The organism is Microvirga medicaginis (assembly GCF_052658925.1).
This window is the reverse complement of sequence record NZ_JBQWEL010000001.1, coordinates 418,396-434,725: the sequence shown is the minus strand read 5'-3', so window position 1 is coordinate 434,725 and position 16,330 is coordinate 418,396. Positions and strand designations below refer to the sequence as shown.

The following is a 16,330-nucleotide window of genomic DNA, read 5'->3' as shown; positions in this document are numbered from 1 at the left end:
AGGCGTTCCCTCCCTATACTGGCAAAAGCCATGCGACGGGCGACCCCTTGGCGCGAACATCGAAGAGAACCGATCAATGGCCCAATTCACGCTTCCCAAGAACTCCAAGTACACCGAAGGCAAAACTTGGCCGAAGCCGGCCGGCGCCTCCAACGTCCAGGAATTTCGCATCTACCGCTGGAACCCGGACGACGGTGCCAACCCGCGCATCGACACCTATTACGTCGACCGCGGCGATTGCGGCCCGATGGTTCTCGACGCGCTGCTGTGGATCAAGAACAACGTCGACTCGACGCTGGTCTTCCGCCGTTCCTGCCGCGAGGGCATCTGCGGCTCCTGCGCCATGAGCATCATGGGCATGAACACGCTCGCCTGCACCCTCGGCATGGATGACTGCCACGGGGATACGATCAAGATTTACCCGCTGCCGCACATGCCGGTGATCAAGGATCTGGTGCCGGATCTCACAAGCTTCTTCGCCCAGCACGCTCTCATCGAGCCCTGGCTGCAGACGGAGACCCCCGCGCCGGAAGGTGAATGGCGCCAGACGCCGCAGGAGCGCTCCAGGCTCGACGGCCTCTACGAGTGCATTCTCTGCGCCTGCTGCACCACCTCGTGCCCGAGCTATTGGTGGAACGGCGACCGCTATCTCGGTCCCGCGGCCCTACTCCAGGCCTATCGCTGGCTCATCGACAGCCGTGATGAAGCTACCGATAAGCGGCTCGACACGCTGCATGACCCGTTTCGGCTCTATCGCTGCCACACGATCATGAACTGCTCGAACACCTGCCCGAAAGGCCTGAACCCGGCGAAGGCCATCGCCGAGATCAAGAAGATGATCTTCGCCCGGCACATCTAGCGGCGCCGGGATTGGCCAACCGGTCGCATGCGTCACGCGCAGCGCTGCCGCGACATTGCAATCCTCCTTCCCGGCGACCACGATGGCTGACGACATTGAGAGTGTATGGAAACTCGGCAGAGGATGAGAAACAAACATGCTGGTTGAGCGCATTCTTCAATCCGCCCGCGAACGCCTCGCGTTGATCAACCATGATGCCCCCGTCACGCAGGCAGCGGAGCTCATGTCCAAGCCGCATACCGATCTTGTTGTTGTGTGCGGCCGCGAAGGGGAGATGGTTGGCGTTCTGACGAAGACCGACATCGTCGCACAGATCCGCCAATGCACTGGGTGCGGATGCGCAGCCCAGGTCGAAGCCATCATGACCAGGAATGTGATCTCCTGCACACCCGATGTCCGGCTCAAGGAAGTCTGGGCGTCAATGGTGCGGCATGGTCTCCAGCGCATTCCGGTGGTGGACGCGGGCCGCAAGCCTTTGGGCATCCTCTATGCGCGGGACGCCCTTCAGAGCCTGCTGGGCGAGGTCGAGTACGAGGAGGCGCTCCTGCGCGACTACGTGATGTGCGTTGGCTATCGCTAGCGGATTGGCGATTTCATCCCGGAGAGTCCCGGCGCCCGGAGCCCACTGCGGGAACTCAGGTACAAAGACTTAGGCGGAATCGAACTCCGCCCGAGGGCAGCTGGTTCAGCGGTACGGCGGCACGAAGCGCACGGCGACGTCTTCGGCCTTCGCGAGATGCCCATCGCCACTGTCCTCGGCGATCATCCGCACCGAGTAGCCGCGCTGCAGGTAATACAGAAGCTCCTCGTCGGAGTGGATCAGGATGAGGCTCTTTGTTTCCGGCCGTTCGTCATGCGGGAGGCCTGGCGCCGCCACGCCATACCCGTCGCCGCGGGGGCCGGTCTTCTGCGGGACGAACCTCGCACCTTTGATGAAACGCTCGAACACGATCACCTCTCTCCTCCAGGTTTCTTGAGGCGTTGCCGTCCGCCGAACGGCTTGCGCCGGATCAGCATGTTTGCGTTGGCGGTCCGCCCCGCGGCACGTTCGGGACGCCCGCCAGGCGACCGCCAGATAGGCGCCCCCGTCATGGGCCGGTCAGTCTCACCTCGCCAATCCTGTAGTCCAGGCTGCCGCGCACGACGCTCCCGATGAAGCTGCAGTCCCGGGCGCGTTGCGCCGCCCGCGCGTATTCCTCGGCTCGGCTCCCGTCGGCATCGCGGATCTCGGGATCGACCAAGATGGTAGTGAACCGCATCTCCCGCGGGCACCCGGTCATCGAGCCTTCCGCCGTGACGTGAACCCGCGAGAACGGCAGCCCCGCATTCGTGAGGATGCGGGACAGGGTAATGCTGTAGCAGGACCCCACCGCGGACAGGAGCAGGGTCTCCGGATTGACGCCTTCGCCAAGTCCGCCAGCTTCGGCGCAAGCCGAATACCCAAAGCGCTTGTTCCCGCTAATGCAGACACCCTCCCCGTCCGCCGCTCCGCCATGCCACCCGAGAGCCACGCGAAAAGATCGGTCCGTCACGCCATCATCTCCTTCCCGGCAAGCGCATCTGCCCATGCGGCGCGGCCCATGCTTCCGGCCATCGGGCAGCTGGCCGAAGGACCGGGGCTCCTCGTCCCAGGGCTTGAGCGAGGTTCCCCGGCCACGACGGCTTCGCCCCCGCAGCCGTCCATGGGCTTATAACCGGTGACGGGACAGGCACTTTGTCGTGCAGCAAAGTCTTGGCAGCTCTGTGGGGCCAACCGCGCCGGTTTCCAGGCATAGGCCAGCCCGTCATGACGGCTCCAATATTCCTGGCTCCCGCCCGGCGCGGACCCGAAGACGGAGTCCGACTGCCGCGGTGCCTCCGGTAAATCCCGGAATGGTCCAGAGGCCGTAGATCGGGCTAAGTGTCTGATGAAACGTAGCATTTAGAACACTTCCAAACTGAGGCCTCGATGATCGTCTGCTCGTGCAATGTCTTTTCGGACGGCGAGGTGCGTGGCTGCCTCAACCCCGGGCCGGACTGCCCCCGCACCCCCGCCCAGGTCTACAGGTGTCTCGGCTGCGGCCCCCAATGCGGACGCTGCGCCACCACGATCCGCTCGATCATGGATCAGGAGCTGGCCCGCAAGCATGCCTGCACAGCCGACTGCAAAACGGACTGCCCCATGACCCGGCAGGCCAACTCCAACGAGCCGCCGAAGCTTGAGAGGTGGCGGCCCCGCTCCAACCTTAGAGGCACCGCAAGGCGGTGAGACCGTCAAGGGGAACACCAGCGGCGAAGACCAGCTCTTGCCCCTGGCCGGTGCAGGGGAATGAACTTGGGAGGGACTATGGCACTGAACCGCGTTAAAGCCGGAGATGTGGTCGACCTGCGGCCGCTCGGAGAAAAGCTGGCGGACGTAAAGACCACCGCCTTGACCAAGACGGAGGCCTTTGAGGCGATCCGGCTCGTGGTCCCGGCCGGCCGCAACATCGCACCCCATGAGGTGCCGGGGCAGCTCACCTTGCAGTGCCTGGAGGGGCGCGTCCTGCTGGAATTGCCTGATGCCAGCCTGGAGCTGTCCGCGGGCCAGTGGATCTACCTCGACGGCGGCGTCAGGCACACCCTCAAGGGTCTTGAGAACTCGTCGCTGCTGCTCACGATCCTGTTCGGCCGGTGAGCAGGCGCGCCCTTGACCCCGCATCCTGGCGCGTGCCCCGGTGGCCCGGGGCTTCCGCTCCGGTCATCCAGCCGATCACGGGCTCGCTGACGTCCGAACCCGGTTGAGGAACGCGGCATTCGGACAGAAGGAGGGCGCGGCATCGGCGCCCCCGCCCTCCAGCCAGCGCTGGCAGTCGGTGGCGCTTGGGCACGCCAGGCAGCGGCGGCACGCGGCCGCGAACCCGCCCTCGAATTGCTCCCGGGCCGCGGCGCCGGGATCCGCCCCGACCCGCTCCATCATCCGGCCGAACAGGCCGGCCTGCCGCTCGACCCACCGGGTCATGGGCCAGGCCCGCGCACGTGACGTCGACTTCCGGGGCGCCCTCGATCTCATGGACGTAGCCTCCAAGGGATGCATCAAAAAAGAATAGTCCGCTGTGGACCCTGTTCTTTGATCCAGGGCAAGGAACCTGACACCGGACGGGATCAATGACGCTGTGTGGAAAGGGCCGTGCGGAACCGTGAGATTAAAGCGATACTCTCCGCCTGGTCCCCAGCCACAACAGAATCCGGAGCGGGCAAAGGATGGACGTGCTCTTCAACCAAGCGACGGCCGGTCTCACCGAGTGCGGCCTGGACGGCCGCCTCGTGCGCGCAAACGACTACTTCTGCGCCATGCTCGGCCGCCGCCGCGACGAGCTCCTCGGACGCCACCTGCGCGAGATCGTCCATCCCGACGACCTGCCGCGCAGCGAGGAGCTTCTGGCGGGCCGGCTCGTGGAGGATCGCTTCGAGACCGAGAAGCGCTACCTGCGGCCGGACGGCTCGGAGGTTTGGACCCGCACTGCCGCCAGCCTCATCCGCAACGCGGCCGGCGAGCCGGAGCGGGGTGTCGCCGTGAGCGTCGACATCACCCGCGACCGGCAGCGCGAGGCGGCGCTGCGCGAGAGTGAGGCTGCCTTGCGCGAGAGCCAGGAGCGCTTTCGCCTGATCGCGAACGCGGCGCCTGGGATCGTCTGGGCCGCCAATGCCGCAGGCGGGATGACCTATGCCAACGAGCGCTGGTTCGCTTACACCGGACGCGCGCCTGGCGAAGGGCTCGGTCACGGCTGGCTGGAGACGATCCACCCGGATGACCGCCCCCTGGCGCGGCGGACCTGGCAGGAGGTGCGCACGACGGGCATCCCGTACGAGGCCGAGCTTCGTTACCGCCGCTCGGACGGTGAATACCGCTGGCACCTGGTGCGCGCCAATCCGCACCGTGATCCCGCAACCGGGCAGGTCGTGGCGTGGTACGGGCACGCGACGGACATCCACGCCAACAAGATGACCGAGGCCTCCCTGCGCGAGAGCGAGCAGCGGCTGCAGGCCACCTACGAGCATGCGGCCACCGGAATCGCCGAGTTCGACCGGACCGGCCGCTTCCTGCGCGTCAACGGGTGCATGTGCACGATTACCGGCTACGACGAGGCCGATTTGGTCGCGCGGACCTGCCATGCAATCACGCACTCGGACGACCGCGCCGCGGACCTGGAACAGTTCAACCGCCTCATGGCCGGGGAGATCGAATCCTACGCGTTGGAGCTGCGCTACATCCGCAAGGATGGTGGGTTGGTTTGGGTGGCGGCTTCGGCCACACGAGTCGATGACGAGTTCGGCCGGCCGCTCTACGGCATCAGGGTGATGCGCGACATCTCGGAACGGAAGCAGGCGGAGGAAAAGCGGCGTCTTCTGGTCAATGAGCTGAACCACCGGGTGAAGAACACGCTGGCCACCGTGCAGTCCATCGTCAGCCAGACGCTGCGCAGCGCCGGCTCGCCCCCGCAGGTGACGGATGACATCGTCAGCCGCCTGCTCGCCCTCTCGCGCATGCACGACGTGCTCACGCAGGAGAATTGGGAGGGCGCCTCGCTTGCCGACACTGTCTCCAAGGCCATCGCGCCCTACGCTGGCCGAGGCGACGGGCGCTTCGAGGTGCACGGCCCTGATGTTCGCCTCACGCCGCAGCAGGTCCTCGCGGTCGCCATGGCGCTCCAGGAGCTGGCGACCAACGCGGTGAAGTACGGCGCGCTGTCGAACGATACCGGCCGGGTGGAGATCGGGTGGACTGTCGAAGGCACGCCAGAGGGCCAGCGCCTGCGGCTCGTCTGGCAGGAGAGCGGCGGGCCGCCCGTCGCGCCGCCAACCCGCCGCGGCTTCGGCACGCGGCTGATCGAGCGAAGCCTCGCCAGGGAACTGGAAGGCATTGTGAGGATCGAGTTTGCGCCGAGCGGCGTCACCTGCCGGGCCGACGTTCCGCTGAGCGGCGGTGCCGCTCAATCGGTCCGGCAAGTGTGAGCACGACCCGGCTCATTGAGACGGCGTCGCAGCATCGGTTCGGAACCCAGATGCGGACCGAAGGGGCTTCCGCTTTCGGCGCCTCTCAGCCCGGCCGGCCGCAGAGGCGCTGGCAGGGAGATCCAAAGCTATAATGGATGGCACTGCTCCCATTTGCTTTCGCATCCGCCTCACTGATATTCCCATCCAATCCCAGCGCTGATTTCCGGCAGGTCTGGGCCCACCTTCAGTTGAAGGGCGATGACCGATGCAGGCGCACACTTTGTGGCGCGCTGCATCTCCTACGGCTGTGCTTGGCTGCATTCCCGCGCGTACAGGAAGGCGGACAGCGAGCGCTCGACCATGATGCGGTCGAGGCCATCCACGATGAAAATAACACGCGACCGGCGGTCATCGTCAGGCCACGCGGCCATATGCACCGGCGGGTGAACAAGGTGTTGCACCCCGTGCACGGCGACGGGTTTCGGCGAACCCGCGACATTGAGGATTCCCTTCACGCGCAGGATCCTGGTGCCATGCCGGTTGAGGAGCATGGTCAGCCAGATGCCGAAGGCGGTCCAATCGAGCGGTTGTCAAAGACGATGGCAAAGGCATGAATGCCGTCATCGTGACAGTTAAATCCAGATCCGTATGCTCCTCCACTGTACGCAAGAGGAGGGTCGGCCTGTCCGAGGCCTCCTGAAGAGTGGTCAGACCCGCGCGGCTGCCACTTTCCTTGGAGCTCCGTGGCAAACCAGTGCCGCGCCATCTCGCTCCTGTCTGCCAGCTCGAACACGCCATGGGTGCGCGCGAGCAGGTTCACCTTGAAGCCGCGCGCCTTTAGCCCGTCGGCCGCAGCCCTCACGAGATCATTTGTGCGCGCCAGGATGCGGATCTCGCTCTCCTCGATCCCGTCGGCCTAGCAGCGTTTGATCCATTCTACGAGCGCCGACATCTCGGCCTCCGGTGAGGAGGTGATGGCGATGTCCGGCTGCGGCCCGTGGAAGAGGCTGCGGTAGCCCTTCAGGTCGTCGGTGGAAATCGTCGAGGTCGTCGACCGTGACACCCTGGATGATGGTCTCGGCGAAGCGCCGGATCTCGTCGGAGGTGCGGTAGCAGATGCGGAGCTTGCGGCTACGCCCCCGCACGTTGATGCCGCACTTCGACATGAACGCTCGGCGGCCGTCAATGCGCTGGTGCGGGAAACGCCCTTGAGAGGGCGTCGCGCCAAGGCAGGTCTTACCGCCCCCGCGAGGACATTATCTGCGAGGGCGACCGACCCGGAACGGTCAACCTGCTGCTCGACGGTTGAGCCTGCCGCTGCAAGGGTGCCTCATCGCAGAGGGAGAACAGGAGATCGTGGGCCTCCTGGTCATGGTCCTCGCGCCTGGTCTCCGTCACGAGCTCGGTTGGAGGGGTGGACTCGCGGGACATGTCCACAGAGTCCCCAGCCTGGCCTCCCCCCTTGGTCTGCCCCCCATTCAGGGGGGCCAGGCGCTGCAGGATTGCGGCCTCGCAAGCGCCACCGTTCAATCCTCGCGCTTGATACTCCTCCTGGGCTTTCCGGAGAACGTCCTTGAGCCGGAAGCGCACCAGGTGGACCTCCGCGGGCCTGTCATCATGGCCCAGGCCTATGAGGACACAGTCTCGGAGGGCGTTAACGATGACGCGGTCGAGGACAACCGGATCCGGTACTCCGATCCTCTTGCGCTCGGCCCGTTCGACTGCCTTTCTCTCTCTGTCGGACTTTCGGCGGTCGGCGGTGCTGACCATAGGTGGTCTCCGTTTGGGGTACCCGCATCATCCACCCGGCGCTGGCAAGCCACAACGGCGGACATGTCCGCTATGCGACCGCGACGTTGGGATCCTCGAAGGCTTGTCTCAAGCGATCAATGTGCCACCGGAGTGTCAGTGCGGCCTCCTCGCTCTGCAGTCCACGAATGACCGCCTCAAAGAACTGCTTCGACCGGATGACCGCAAGAGGCCCGGCCGCTCGCAGGGCCTGGCCCGCCTCGCCGATGCCGTCTAGCACTGCTCCACCAACCGCTTCGTTGATCGCCCGCGTGACGGGGAAGTACGCCGCCGCCAACGTCTGCGGCCTCAGGTCGTGGTAGACACTTCGCAGCCGGGCCATGGCGGCGCTGGGGTCGTCGATCCACATCGCCGCCCGGTCGGTCTCGACCTCGATCATCGGCCTCCCGTCGCGGAATGTGGCAGGCGTGCCGTCCGCGCGCAGGAAGGGCCGCTCGCTGATAACCTGCGGAGCGCGGCCGTAGAAGGTCTCGACAAGAATGTCGCGCTCGACTGAGAGCCTGCGGTCTTCGAAGACCTGCGCGAGGTAGAAATCCCCCTCGATCCGGGTCGGCATCATGGGGCGAGGAGTGGCCGGCATCGTCTTGGTCTTAGTGGTCATGGCCGTATTCTGGCGCTGCGGATGGATGGGTTCCGCGCAAACTTGGGGAGTCCTGAACCGCCGAAGGGGCACGGTGTGACGTCGCCCGGGCCGGTGGATCAGCACGTCGGCATGGACAGCCTTTCCCCAGTCGTCCACATCTGAGCACTTGTCCAGCACGCGCTCGATGTGGTCGGCCCGGCGCCGAGCGGGAGCAGCCGCAGCGCCTGAGAGCCAGACGCTGTATTGTGGCCCACGACGGATCTTCCGCCACACGGCACCCGCGCCTTGCTCGCGCGCGGTCTTGACGAGGTCGAGCATGTGGGTCGCCGCGCCATTGTCGCCGACGCCTACGCCAAGGGACATCCGATTGAGAGCAGCCTGGGCCCACTGCTCGGTATCATCGCGAAGGCCGGGCTGTGCGACGCGCTTAAGGCCCATGCCCCTTTCTGGGGTTCGGCCGACTGCGATCTCGATCATTGCCTCCGCCCCGTCATATCCAGCAAGGCGGGCGACGCGGTCCACGTCCTCGTCGCCGGCCCTGGACGTCGCAACGCGCAATCCGGCCTGCGCATCCTGCCCTTCGCGTGTGCCCCAGACCGACTGCCGCTGCGGCACGAGCCGCGCCGTGATCCGGCGGACTTTGCCCTTCCTAACGGCTTGGTCGACCGCCTTCACAAGGTCCGATGGCAGCGTCCGCCCCTTTCCGATCACCGCATGTCCCTCGGCAACCGCGGCATTGATGCCAACCCCAGCCGCATGTACCTCAGCAAGAGCGACCGCGACCCGGTTCTTCTGATTCCAAAGTGCCTGGGCCGACCTCGGCCGGGCCCAGAGCCGCCCAGCCAGATCTTCCAGAGCGACGACCGACACGGTGCTCCGCGGTAGGTCGTTTTCAATCGCCCAGATGAGATCGCGGACAGTCGAGCGCTGGCGGTCGATGATGGCTTGACGCCGCGGCGTGCCGTAGAGCTCGCGGAGGGCTGACGCCACCGCCGAGCGCGAGGTCGACCGCTTTACCATCCAGACGTTGCGCCTCCCGTCCGAGCCGACCCGAGCCTCGCGGACTCGGTCGATCCAGACATAGCTCCCATCCGGCTGGAACTTGCGCGTATGCGTGTGGAAAAACCATATCTGCGAGACACTCAGCGCCCCACGCGGCCCCGCTGGCTTGAAGGGGACGAGCTTGCCACCGCGTCCCGGGACCAGCAGGCCGTTGTACCCGCCCATCTCGTGGAGAAGAGTGATATGTATTACCTCGTCGGTCAACGCGTCGCGGACACGCTTTGTCGCGCCCTTGCGGACAACCGCCCGCCGCTTGCGCAACACCATCCTGGCACAGAACTCCACTACTCGGTCGACTACTCCGCGGGCGTCCCCGTCATCCCATGTCTTGCCCGCTTCCGCGAGGCGCTGGGCGACCAGCCGCTCGATCTCAGGTCTGATGATAGGAGCAGGCAGGGTTGCCGTCGGGCCCGCCCCCTCACGGGCCAGCCGGGTGCGGGTCCATGCCCAAGCCGCACGCGCCACTGGCTTGTACAGCCACGCATTGTCCGCTCGCCCGGAGGCCATCGCAGGGTCAACGCCATTGATCGAGTAGTACCGGACGATGGAAGCGATAACCGAATCGATGATGGTATCGGTCAGGCCCTCCATCCCGCCTTGGGACTGGTGCCAAGCCGCTTCCGTCCGCAGGTAGTGCTCCAGCGCCGGCACGTCCGAAGCTCGCAGGCGCATCAAACCAGCCTTGCCAGGAGCAGGATCTCCGCCGCTCATCAGGATAGTGGAGACGGTCCAGCGGCGCGCCTTGGGGGAGAGGATCGCAAAAAGCTCAGGGTCAGCGCTCACGTGGAGATCCAGGGTGCGGGGAGAAGCGAAGGTCAGGACCAACCTTCTTCGATTATAAGATATGCAATTCGACGAATGGATCAATGCCAACGCCGAGATTATATTGACTTTTTTCTTCATTATATTGTGTACCATGAGGGGTCGGGCGGACCTCTGGTCCTGTCCGTCTTGGAGGGCGCATGGTCGGAGGCCGCCCTATCGACAGCCTGAAGGTCAGAGCTATAGCGGGCGGGAGGAACATTCCTCGATTATTGGATAGGCATGGCAGCGCACGAATGCCCCCTAAATTACGAGAATGTTTGAATTATTCTTTTTGTTAATTGTGTAGAGCGGTCGTCAGACGGGAGCCAGGCCCATCTCCATCGATCAAGGACGAGCCCGCTCCCTTGCCCGGCCCGTTCTCCAGCCAGTCCCAGACACCAAGGCCATGGCGCCTTGGGAGCGCGATCTCTCCGAGACCAGTCAGGACTGCCGGACGCAATTCGGATCGGTCGCCAGATCCTCAAGCTAACGGAGAACAAGCAATATCGCCCGATTCCAGCGTCTCCACCTTCCTCGGCATTGAGATTGGACACATCGTTGCCGGCCTCTTCGGCGACACCGCGTGTGTGATCATCAAGCCTAGCCAGTTGATCCTGCAGTCCGTCTCCACGGCCATCATTGGGGTGCTGTGCGCGACCTACGCGACAACCCTTCGCCAGGACGGCTGGCCCTGTTCTCGACAGACGTCGCGACCGCAAACGGCATCGCGTTCTTCACTCGCCTGACTGAAATGTCCGTCGCCGACGGTGTGTTCACAATGGCGATGGACTGGTCGAGGCGTCTGCGCCTGCCCGCCGCCATTTCCGGAGGGGACATCATCAACGCCGCCGTCGAGGAGGCTCAGGGCAAGGGAGACGCCAAGTGAGCCGACCGCTTGATGTTGCTCACCCTCGCAGGGGCGCTGCGGACCTGCACAGCCGGGGCGGCCGACACCTACACGCATAAGGCCCTGGTCTACCTTAAGGCACGTGCTGGAGCGCCCTATGGTGTCCTCGTCGGAGGGCGAGACCCGCATCATGCCGACCTTGGAGACGGTCCAGCAGGTTGTCCGGGACTGCGGCTGATCTAGCGCTCCTGAGTGGTGGGGCTGGCCGGGGCAGCGGACGCTGACGAACAACCTTGAGCGCACGAACAAAGGCCTGCCGCCGGCGGGTCGCCGCGGCCGCAAGAAGGTGTCCTAACCCCCAACAGGAACGACATCATTCACAACGAATTTCCCAACAGCCCGTTGGTGAATTCGTTGGAGGAACCTTATCCACGAGAAAGAGGCTCAATTTCGGGGCTTCCTGCAAATAGTTGTTGTGGTACGCCATGTGCGGCCCACGGTGGGCCGCACATAGGCCCATCATGGGCCCACGGGCCAGAAAACACCAACAGCGTAAAGACTTAGGCCAAGGGCCGCGAGTGCCGCTGCGAAGGCCGGCAGGGCATCGTGGTTAAGAATTCGTTTACTGATTCGTCGATTAACCATGCCGTCGCCTCTGTCTGCGAGTCCGTCGTTATGGATTTCCCCAACAACTAGGCAAGGTCTTCCTACTCGTCGGCAGGACGCAGGGGCGCGCCAAGCCTGTATGAGCCGTGATAGCTGATAGCCCAACCCTCCTCCTCGTCGGCAACTTGGATCACGCCGCTCACGAAGCGCGCACCATCCTCATGCCGGGGGTCTGGGCTGCCATGGAGGATGCCGCGGAGGTGCATGTCGCCGCAATCATTGAAAAGCTCGTAGTCCTCAACCAGGGGTGCCTCCGCCATCATGCTAGCGGGAGGCCTCCAACCCGGGGACAAGGGGTATCTTGAATAGCGCATGTGATCCTCAAGGCAGAGCCCAGGCCCGGCCCTCCGAGTGAAAGACGACCAGGCGGGCGGAATAGATTGGCCGGAAGTCCGGCCGAGTGGTGAAGTGGCTGACGCACCACGGCGAGTAGCCGATCTGGATGAGGTCGGCGGCATGGTCGACGGTGACGTCCTGGATCTCGCCTCGTATCCATGCGTGGACGCTGCGCTGGCGTCGTTCGAGGCAGCGCAAGCGCTCCGTCTCGCGCACGTGCATCGTGCACCTGGACAAGGTGACCATCGTCACGTGGTTAATGACCCGGCCGCGTTGCCGGATCGACCAGCGCTTCCTCGGGATGCACCAATAGACATCAGTCTCCATGGCCGCGCCGCGCCAGGTTGAGATTTCTCATGCAGTGCCAGGTCTCGACGATCTCCTCCGCCTGGGCGCGGAGATCTTCGACGATGACCCAGAGCGCCCGCACGAGCTCGTCGAGCCGCTGGGCGGAGGGATCCGTCCAAGCTGCCTGGGCGGCGGCGAGTGGACGTGCGTCGAGCAGCCGGAATCCTGCCGCGAGGACCGCGGCCTGGGCCACGGCAGCTCTCGTATCTCCTGCCATGACAGCCTCCGTTAGTGCGCGAGGCCAGGGGCGCTGCGCAACGTCAACAGGCGGTCGACGGCGCGCTTGAGCGGCCGGATACTTCCACCCCGCCAACCCCGGCGCAGGACGTCCATTTCCGTGGCGTCAAGGTCGGGCGTGAACCGTGGGTCGATGCCCGAGCCCTCGCGCACTTGGCGCAGTATCCCGGCGACAATCGCGTCGATGTCCTGCGCTGTCGGTGCTGGGCAGTACAGGACGAGCATGCGGTCGAGCAAAGGGCCCTTCAGAGGTCGTATGTCGTTGACCGTTGCGATGAATGTCACTGCCGATAAATCGATAGCCGCCTCCAGGAAAGGATCGAAGAACGCCTTCCTGCTGCCCGGCTCGATCTGAGCAAGGACTACGTCCAGGGCACTGCCGTTGAACCTGTTTGAGCTAGCCTTGTCGAGCTCGTCGAGGATCACGCAAGGATTTGCCACGCCCGCCCGCTTGATACTTTGCAATACGGTACAGGCTCGCCCTGTGGACCACTGCCGACTTGTCCCTCCAAACGAGGAGTCGGCCGCACCACCCATGGGCACTTCGGTCAGGGGTAGGCTGAGAACCCTCGCGACGGCCCTGGCATAATGTGACTTCCCGGCCCCGGCCCCTCCGACCAGGCAAATTGCGGACGGGAAAACAACGGCTTCCTTACCCACTACGCCTTCGAGGATCCTGTCGGTGACCGCGGACAACCACGGGAACTCGCCCTTCAGGACGGCGGAGGCCTCCGCCAAATCGGGCATCTTCACGAGCGGCAGGGCGCGCTGGGCCAGGTGCCCGAATTCGCTGCGCGGAGCGCCGCGGTCGTTTCGCTTGTCGGGCAGGTGATCAAGCGACGGGACGACGACGAGGCTCGGCCCGACGACCGGCTCATCGATTTCAAAATCGCCGGTCCGCGCGATGCCCTCCCGGTCGTCAAGGTCGGCGACGCGGCTGCCGCTGAACTTCCCCTTCGCCTCCTCCAGAACCTGCTCGGCAAGATAAGCGCGCTGTGCGAGGCGGACGTCCGGCACCAGCTCGCCGAGGCCAACGAGAACATCCAGCGCCCGGGTGCGCTCTCGCGCAACATCGAACTTGCCCCACGGGTATCCGTCTTCTGCAGTGCGCAAGGCCGCCAACATCGTCTGCGCAAAGCGGACCTTGAACAGCTCGGAATCGACCCGGCGCAACATGGCGGCCGCATGCTGGGCAACGTGTAACGCGGCCTCGGGTGACCCGAGGCACCAGGCATAGAATGCCGCTCTGGCGTAGGCGTCGCGCACGATCTCCAGTTCGTCGCGCCGCATTTCTGTCTCGAACGGCCCATGCAGGATTTCCCACCCCGCCTCGACGCAGGTCAGGGCCATCGTCTCGGTCGGGCCAGCCGCGAAGGTCCGCAAAAAATGCAGCAGCCGCTGCGCTGGGCCGATGCCGCGCAGGGCGAGCTCGGCGGCCCCGAGCCATGCCAGGGCGTCCGCCGCGAGGTCTCCTGCGAGGAGCGGTGAGCCCAGATAGAGCATCGAGGTGCTCGGGGCGACGGCGGCGGAGGTTTCGAATGTTCTCTCCAAGCGGCGCACGTCGTCGAGCAGCGCCAACTGGCGCTTCGTCTTGTCTGTCATGTCGGTTTCTCGCATCCGTATCGGGCGTCTCGGCATGTGCCGCAGCCGCCCTGTCGTTGGTCGAATCGCTACAGTTTCAGAGAGTGGTTAAGATCTAGTTAACGATCTTCGAGCTTGGGAGCCTGGTGCTGCGCCCGGCGAACCCTGAGCCAGTCGACCATCTCCAGCGCCTGCGCGAGGAGTACCTGGGACTTCACGGACACCTCGCCTTTGGCTCCGGTCGGCACGGATTTCACGGCGCTTTCGACAGCCCTGTCCTCGTACATGCGGGCGACAGCCAGCATGAGGTATCCCAGCGCCCTGGGCTCCTCGTAGGCGGAGGCCTCCGCCAGGGTTTTCAATGCGACGGACGGCAGGCCGTATTTTACAATGCGGTCGCGCTGCACGGTGCGGACATTGAGGCCGGTGACCAGCGAGAGGTCCTTGACCCACTCGGGCCCAAACACGGCGCTCGCCGCACGGTCGACGGCATCGACCAGGGCGGAGGCGATCTCGCGATGCTCGACAGGCTGCCCGGCGACGAGCGGGGTGCGCCCGTCGTAGACGAGCGGCTTGCCGTCCAGGGTGCCAACGGCGAGGCCGACATCTGAATCCGGCATGGGTTTCAATTCGATCTTCATGCTGCCCCCAGTGGCTTTGATGCCCGTTGCCGAGAGGCCTCCGCGAAGGCCTCCGGGGAACGGGCGGGGCCGAAGCCCCGCCTTGGATTACGTGTACTTCGCGACGATGCCGGTGACGTGGACGTGGACGCGGCAGTTCGCGTGCAGGCCCTCTCGCTCGCGGAACGCCATTTCCGCGTAGCGGGTCAGCATGTCGAGGTCGGCGAGGATGTCGTCTGTGGATTTGTAGCGCGGGTGAATGCCGATGGTGAAGCCACCCTGGACCGGGCTGCCGCTCCTGCGCTTGTGGGCGCAGGAGACAAGGATGGCCTGGCTGATCGGGTTTACGGGCTCGCCGGGACGGATGCTCATGCTGCCACCCTCCGGATCTTGCCGAGCGCCGCATCCCGGCTGCGCTCGTTGATGCTCTTGAAGCCGGCGAAGCGTCCGTCGCGCACAACGAGCTCGTCCCAGATGCCGAGAGTGTCCTTGTAGATGACGCGCAGCTTGGATAGGTCGTAGCCGTCGGCGACGAGGTCCTCGATCACGTTCTCGGCGTCGTTCGTCACGGACTTGCCCCCGCGGTCGAGGTCGACGATGCAGATGACGTCGCCGACGAGCTCGCAGGTGTAGCACGGGCGGTTGCCGAATAGATCGAGCGTGCGGTTGTCCGCGGCCGCGGCCTTGAGGCCGATGCGGCAGATGGGGCCCATCCCGGTCTCGACGGAGATCGGGTCGCTCAGCGGCTTGCCGCAGATTTTGCAGGCGGTGTTGGTGTTCTGGTTGATCATGGTCGGTTTCCTGCTTCCTGGGTTGGTGGGGCCGGCTTGTGCCGTGCCCCGCGGGTTGATGCTCAGGCGTCCTCGTAGCGCTGGATTTGGTAGAGGCCGTGCTCCTCCATCTCGTCGAAGGTCTCGCCGGTGGTCTCGGCGGCCTCGCCAGGCCTCGGGCTCGCTGTCGTGCCACTTGGAGAGCGGCTCCATGCTGCCGCCGACGACGCGCACCAGGCCCTTGGCCTTGCGCAGCTCGCGGCGCAGCGCGGTCAGCGAGGCGACCAGGGCCTCCTTCGCGGTCTTGTGGTCGCCGCGGGCGACAATCATGACGTTGTCCTCGGCGGCCTGGACGAGCTTGTCGGCCGCGGCCTCGATGTCGTCCTCGTCGCTGTCGACGGTGATGTCATGGGCGCGGGCGGCCTGCTCGTCGGAGAGGCCACCCCAGACCATCCACTCGGCGGTGACGGTCTGGTCCTTCATCTCGGCGAGGTGTTCGCGGACGGCCTCGGTGACCTCGGCCAGGAGGTCGGCGTCGGAGTATAGGTTGTCGCGGTACTCCTCGTTCTCGGAGTACGTGTCGATCATGTGGTTGGCGTCGGTCCAGTCGGCGTACGTGCCGGGGCCGGAGAGGCGCTCGTTCTCGGCGGCGCCGTCGATGATGTCGTCGATGATCTGCTGGGCGGTCGCGCCGGCTTTGAGGTTCGACATGGTGTGGTTTCCTGCTTCCTGTTTTCGAGACCGGCATCGTGCCGCGCCCCTAATGTCCGATCTAATAGGACAGCGAGACTATTTCAAGGAGGCTGATGAAAAAAGTTTGGCCTCGGATCTCTCCGAGGCCTTTGATGCCCG

The 16,330-nt window shown here is 65.1% G+C and carries 19 protein-coding genes; 6 read left to right on the top strand and 13 right to left on the bottom strand.

The window, feature by feature from the left end; all coding sequences use genetic code 11:
• Positions 1-76 precede the first annotated feature (76 nt).
• Both ACUXUR_RS02065 and ACUXUR_RS02060 read left to right on the top strand, forming a co-directional pair.
• Positions 77-859 (top strand): succinate dehydrogenase iron-sulfur subunit, encoded by a 783-nt coding sequence (locus tag ACUXUR_RS02065; RefSeq protein ID WP_445500661.1) that lies wholly within the window; start codon positions 77-79, stop codon positions 857-859.
• Between the two features lie 136 nt (positions 860-995).
• A complete protein-coding gene (locus ACUXUR_RS02060) occupies positions 996-1,439 on the top strand; it encodes a CBS domain-containing protein (RefSeq protein WP_445500660.1) in 444 nt (147 codons plus the stop codon).
• Between the two features lie 105 nt (positions 1,440-1,544).
• Here ACUXUR_RS02060 and ACUXUR_RS02055 read toward each other — a convergent pair whose 3' ends face one another.
• Positions 1,545-1,814, bottom strand: coding sequence for a hypothetical protein (locus ACUXUR_RS02055; protein ID WP_445500659.1), 270 nt, complete (start codon positions 1,812-1,814; stop codon positions 1,545-1,547).
• A 133-nt stretch (positions 1,815-1,947) separates the two neighbouring features.
• Positions 1,948-2,391, bottom strand: a complete 444-nt coding sequence (locus tag ACUXUR_RS02050) for an OsmC family protein (RefSeq protein ID WP_445500658.1) — start codon at positions 2,389-2,391, stop codon at positions 1,948-1,950.
• Positions 2,392-2,807: 416 nt separating this feature from the next.
• On the opposite strand from ACUXUR_RS02050, the gene ACUXUR_RS02045 reads away from it, so the two are divergent.
• Both ACUXUR_RS02045 and ACUXUR_RS02040 read left to right on the top strand, forming a co-directional pair.
• A complete protein-coding gene (locus ACUXUR_RS02045; RefSeq protein ID WP_445500657.1) occupies positions 2,808-3,107 on the top strand; it encodes a (2Fe-2S)-binding protein in 300 nt (99 codons plus the stop codon).
• Between the two features lie 78 nt (positions 3,108-3,185).
• Complete coding sequence (locus ACUXUR_RS02040; RefSeq protein WP_445500656.1) at positions 3,186-3,515, top strand: cupin domain-containing protein; 330 nt, start codon at positions 3,186-3,188, stop codon at positions 3,513-3,515.
• 75 nt (positions 3,516-3,590) lie between these two features.
• On the opposite strand, the gene ACUXUR_RS02035 is transcribed toward ACUXUR_RS02040, so the two are convergent.
• Positions 3,591-3,839, bottom strand: coding sequence for a DUF6455 family protein (locus ACUXUR_RS02035; RefSeq protein ID WP_445500655.1), 249 nt, complete (start codon positions 3,837-3,839; stop codon positions 3,591-3,593).
• Positions 3,840-4,081: 242 nt separating this feature from the next.
• Here ACUXUR_RS02035 and ACUXUR_RS02030 point away from each other — a divergent pair, with 242 nt between their 5' ends.
• Complete coding sequence (locus ACUXUR_RS02030) at positions 4,082-5,833, top strand: PAS domain S-box protein (RefSeq protein WP_445500654.1); 1,752 nt, start codon at positions 4,082-4,084, stop codon at positions 5,831-5,833.
• Positions 5,834-6,114: 281 nt separating this feature from the next.
• Here the strand turns inward: ACUXUR_RS02030 and ACUXUR_RS02025 are convergent, their stop codons facing one another.
• The 3 genes from ACUXUR_RS02025 to ACUXUR_RS02015 all read right to left on the bottom strand — a co-directional run bounded on the left by ACUXUR_RS02025 (position 6,115) and on the right by ACUXUR_RS02015 (position 10,052).
• Positions 6,115-6,366, bottom strand: a complete 252-nt coding sequence (locus ACUXUR_RS02025) for a CobW C-terminal domain-containing protein (RefSeq protein ID WP_445500653.1) — start codon at positions 6,364-6,366, stop codon at positions 6,115-6,117.
• A 365-nt stretch (positions 6,367-6,731) separates the two neighbouring features.
• Entirely contained in the window at positions 6,732-6,878 is a 147-nt protein-coding gene (locus ACUXUR_RS02020; protein WP_445500652.1) for a hypothetical protein, read from the bottom strand.
• A gap of 777 nt (positions 6,879-7,655) precedes the next feature.
• On the bottom strand, positions 7,656-10,052 hold the full coding sequence (locus ACUXUR_RS02015; RefSeq protein WP_445500651.1) for a hypothetical protein: 2,397 nt from the start codon (positions 10,050-10,052) through the stop codon (positions 7,656-7,658).
• 670 nt (positions 10,053-10,722) lie between these two features.
• On the opposite strand from ACUXUR_RS02015, the gene ACUXUR_RS02010 reads away from it, so the two are divergent.
• A complete protein-coding gene (locus ACUXUR_RS02010; protein ID WP_445500650.1) occupies positions 10,723-10,959 on the top strand; it encodes a hypothetical protein in 237 nt (78 codons plus the stop codon).
• Positions 10,960-11,627: 668 nt separating this feature from the next.
• Here the strand turns inward: ACUXUR_RS02010 and ACUXUR_RS02005 are convergent.
• The 7 genes from ACUXUR_RS02005 to ACUXUR_RS01975 form a co-directional block, all read right to left on the bottom strand.
• Entirely contained in the window at positions 11,628-11,849 is a 222-nt protein-coding gene (locus ACUXUR_RS02005) for a hypothetical protein (protein ID WP_445500649.1), read from the bottom strand.
• A gap of 58 nt (positions 11,850-11,907) precedes the next feature.
• Positions 11,908-12,249 (bottom strand): hypothetical protein, encoded by a 342-nt coding sequence (locus ACUXUR_RS02000; protein ID WP_445500648.1) that lies wholly within the window; start codon positions 12,247-12,249, stop codon positions 11,908-11,910.
• On the bottom strand, positions 12,239-12,487 hold the full coding sequence (locus ACUXUR_RS01995) for a hypothetical protein (protein WP_445500647.1): 249 nt from the start codon (positions 12,485-12,487) through the stop codon (positions 12,239-12,241). Before ACUXUR_RS01995 ends, ACUXUR_RS02000 begins: the two co-directional genes overlap by 11 nt.
• An 11-nt stretch (positions 12,488-12,498) precedes the next feature.
• Positions 12,499-14,109 (bottom strand): AAA family ATPase, encoded by a 1,611-nt coding sequence (locus ACUXUR_RS01990; RefSeq protein ID WP_445500646.1) that lies wholly within the window; start codon positions 14,107-14,109, stop codon positions 12,499-12,501.
• Between the two features lie 98 nt (positions 14,110-14,207).
• A complete protein-coding gene (locus ACUXUR_RS01985) occupies positions 14,208-14,729 on the bottom strand; it encodes a hypothetical protein (RefSeq protein ID WP_445500645.1) in 522 nt (173 codons plus the stop codon).
• Positions 14,730-14,816: 87 nt separating this feature from the next.
• Complete coding sequence (locus ACUXUR_RS01980; protein ID WP_445500644.1) at positions 14,817-15,080, bottom strand: hypothetical protein; 264 nt, start codon at positions 15,078-15,080, stop codon at positions 14,817-14,819.
• Entirely contained in the window at positions 15,077-16,189 is a 1,113-nt protein-coding gene (locus ACUXUR_RS01975) for a DUF6011 domain-containing protein (protein WP_445500643.1), read from the bottom strand. Before ACUXUR_RS01975 ends, ACUXUR_RS01980 begins: the two co-directional genes overlap by 4 nt.
• Positions 16,190-16,330: the final 141 nt, after the last annotated feature.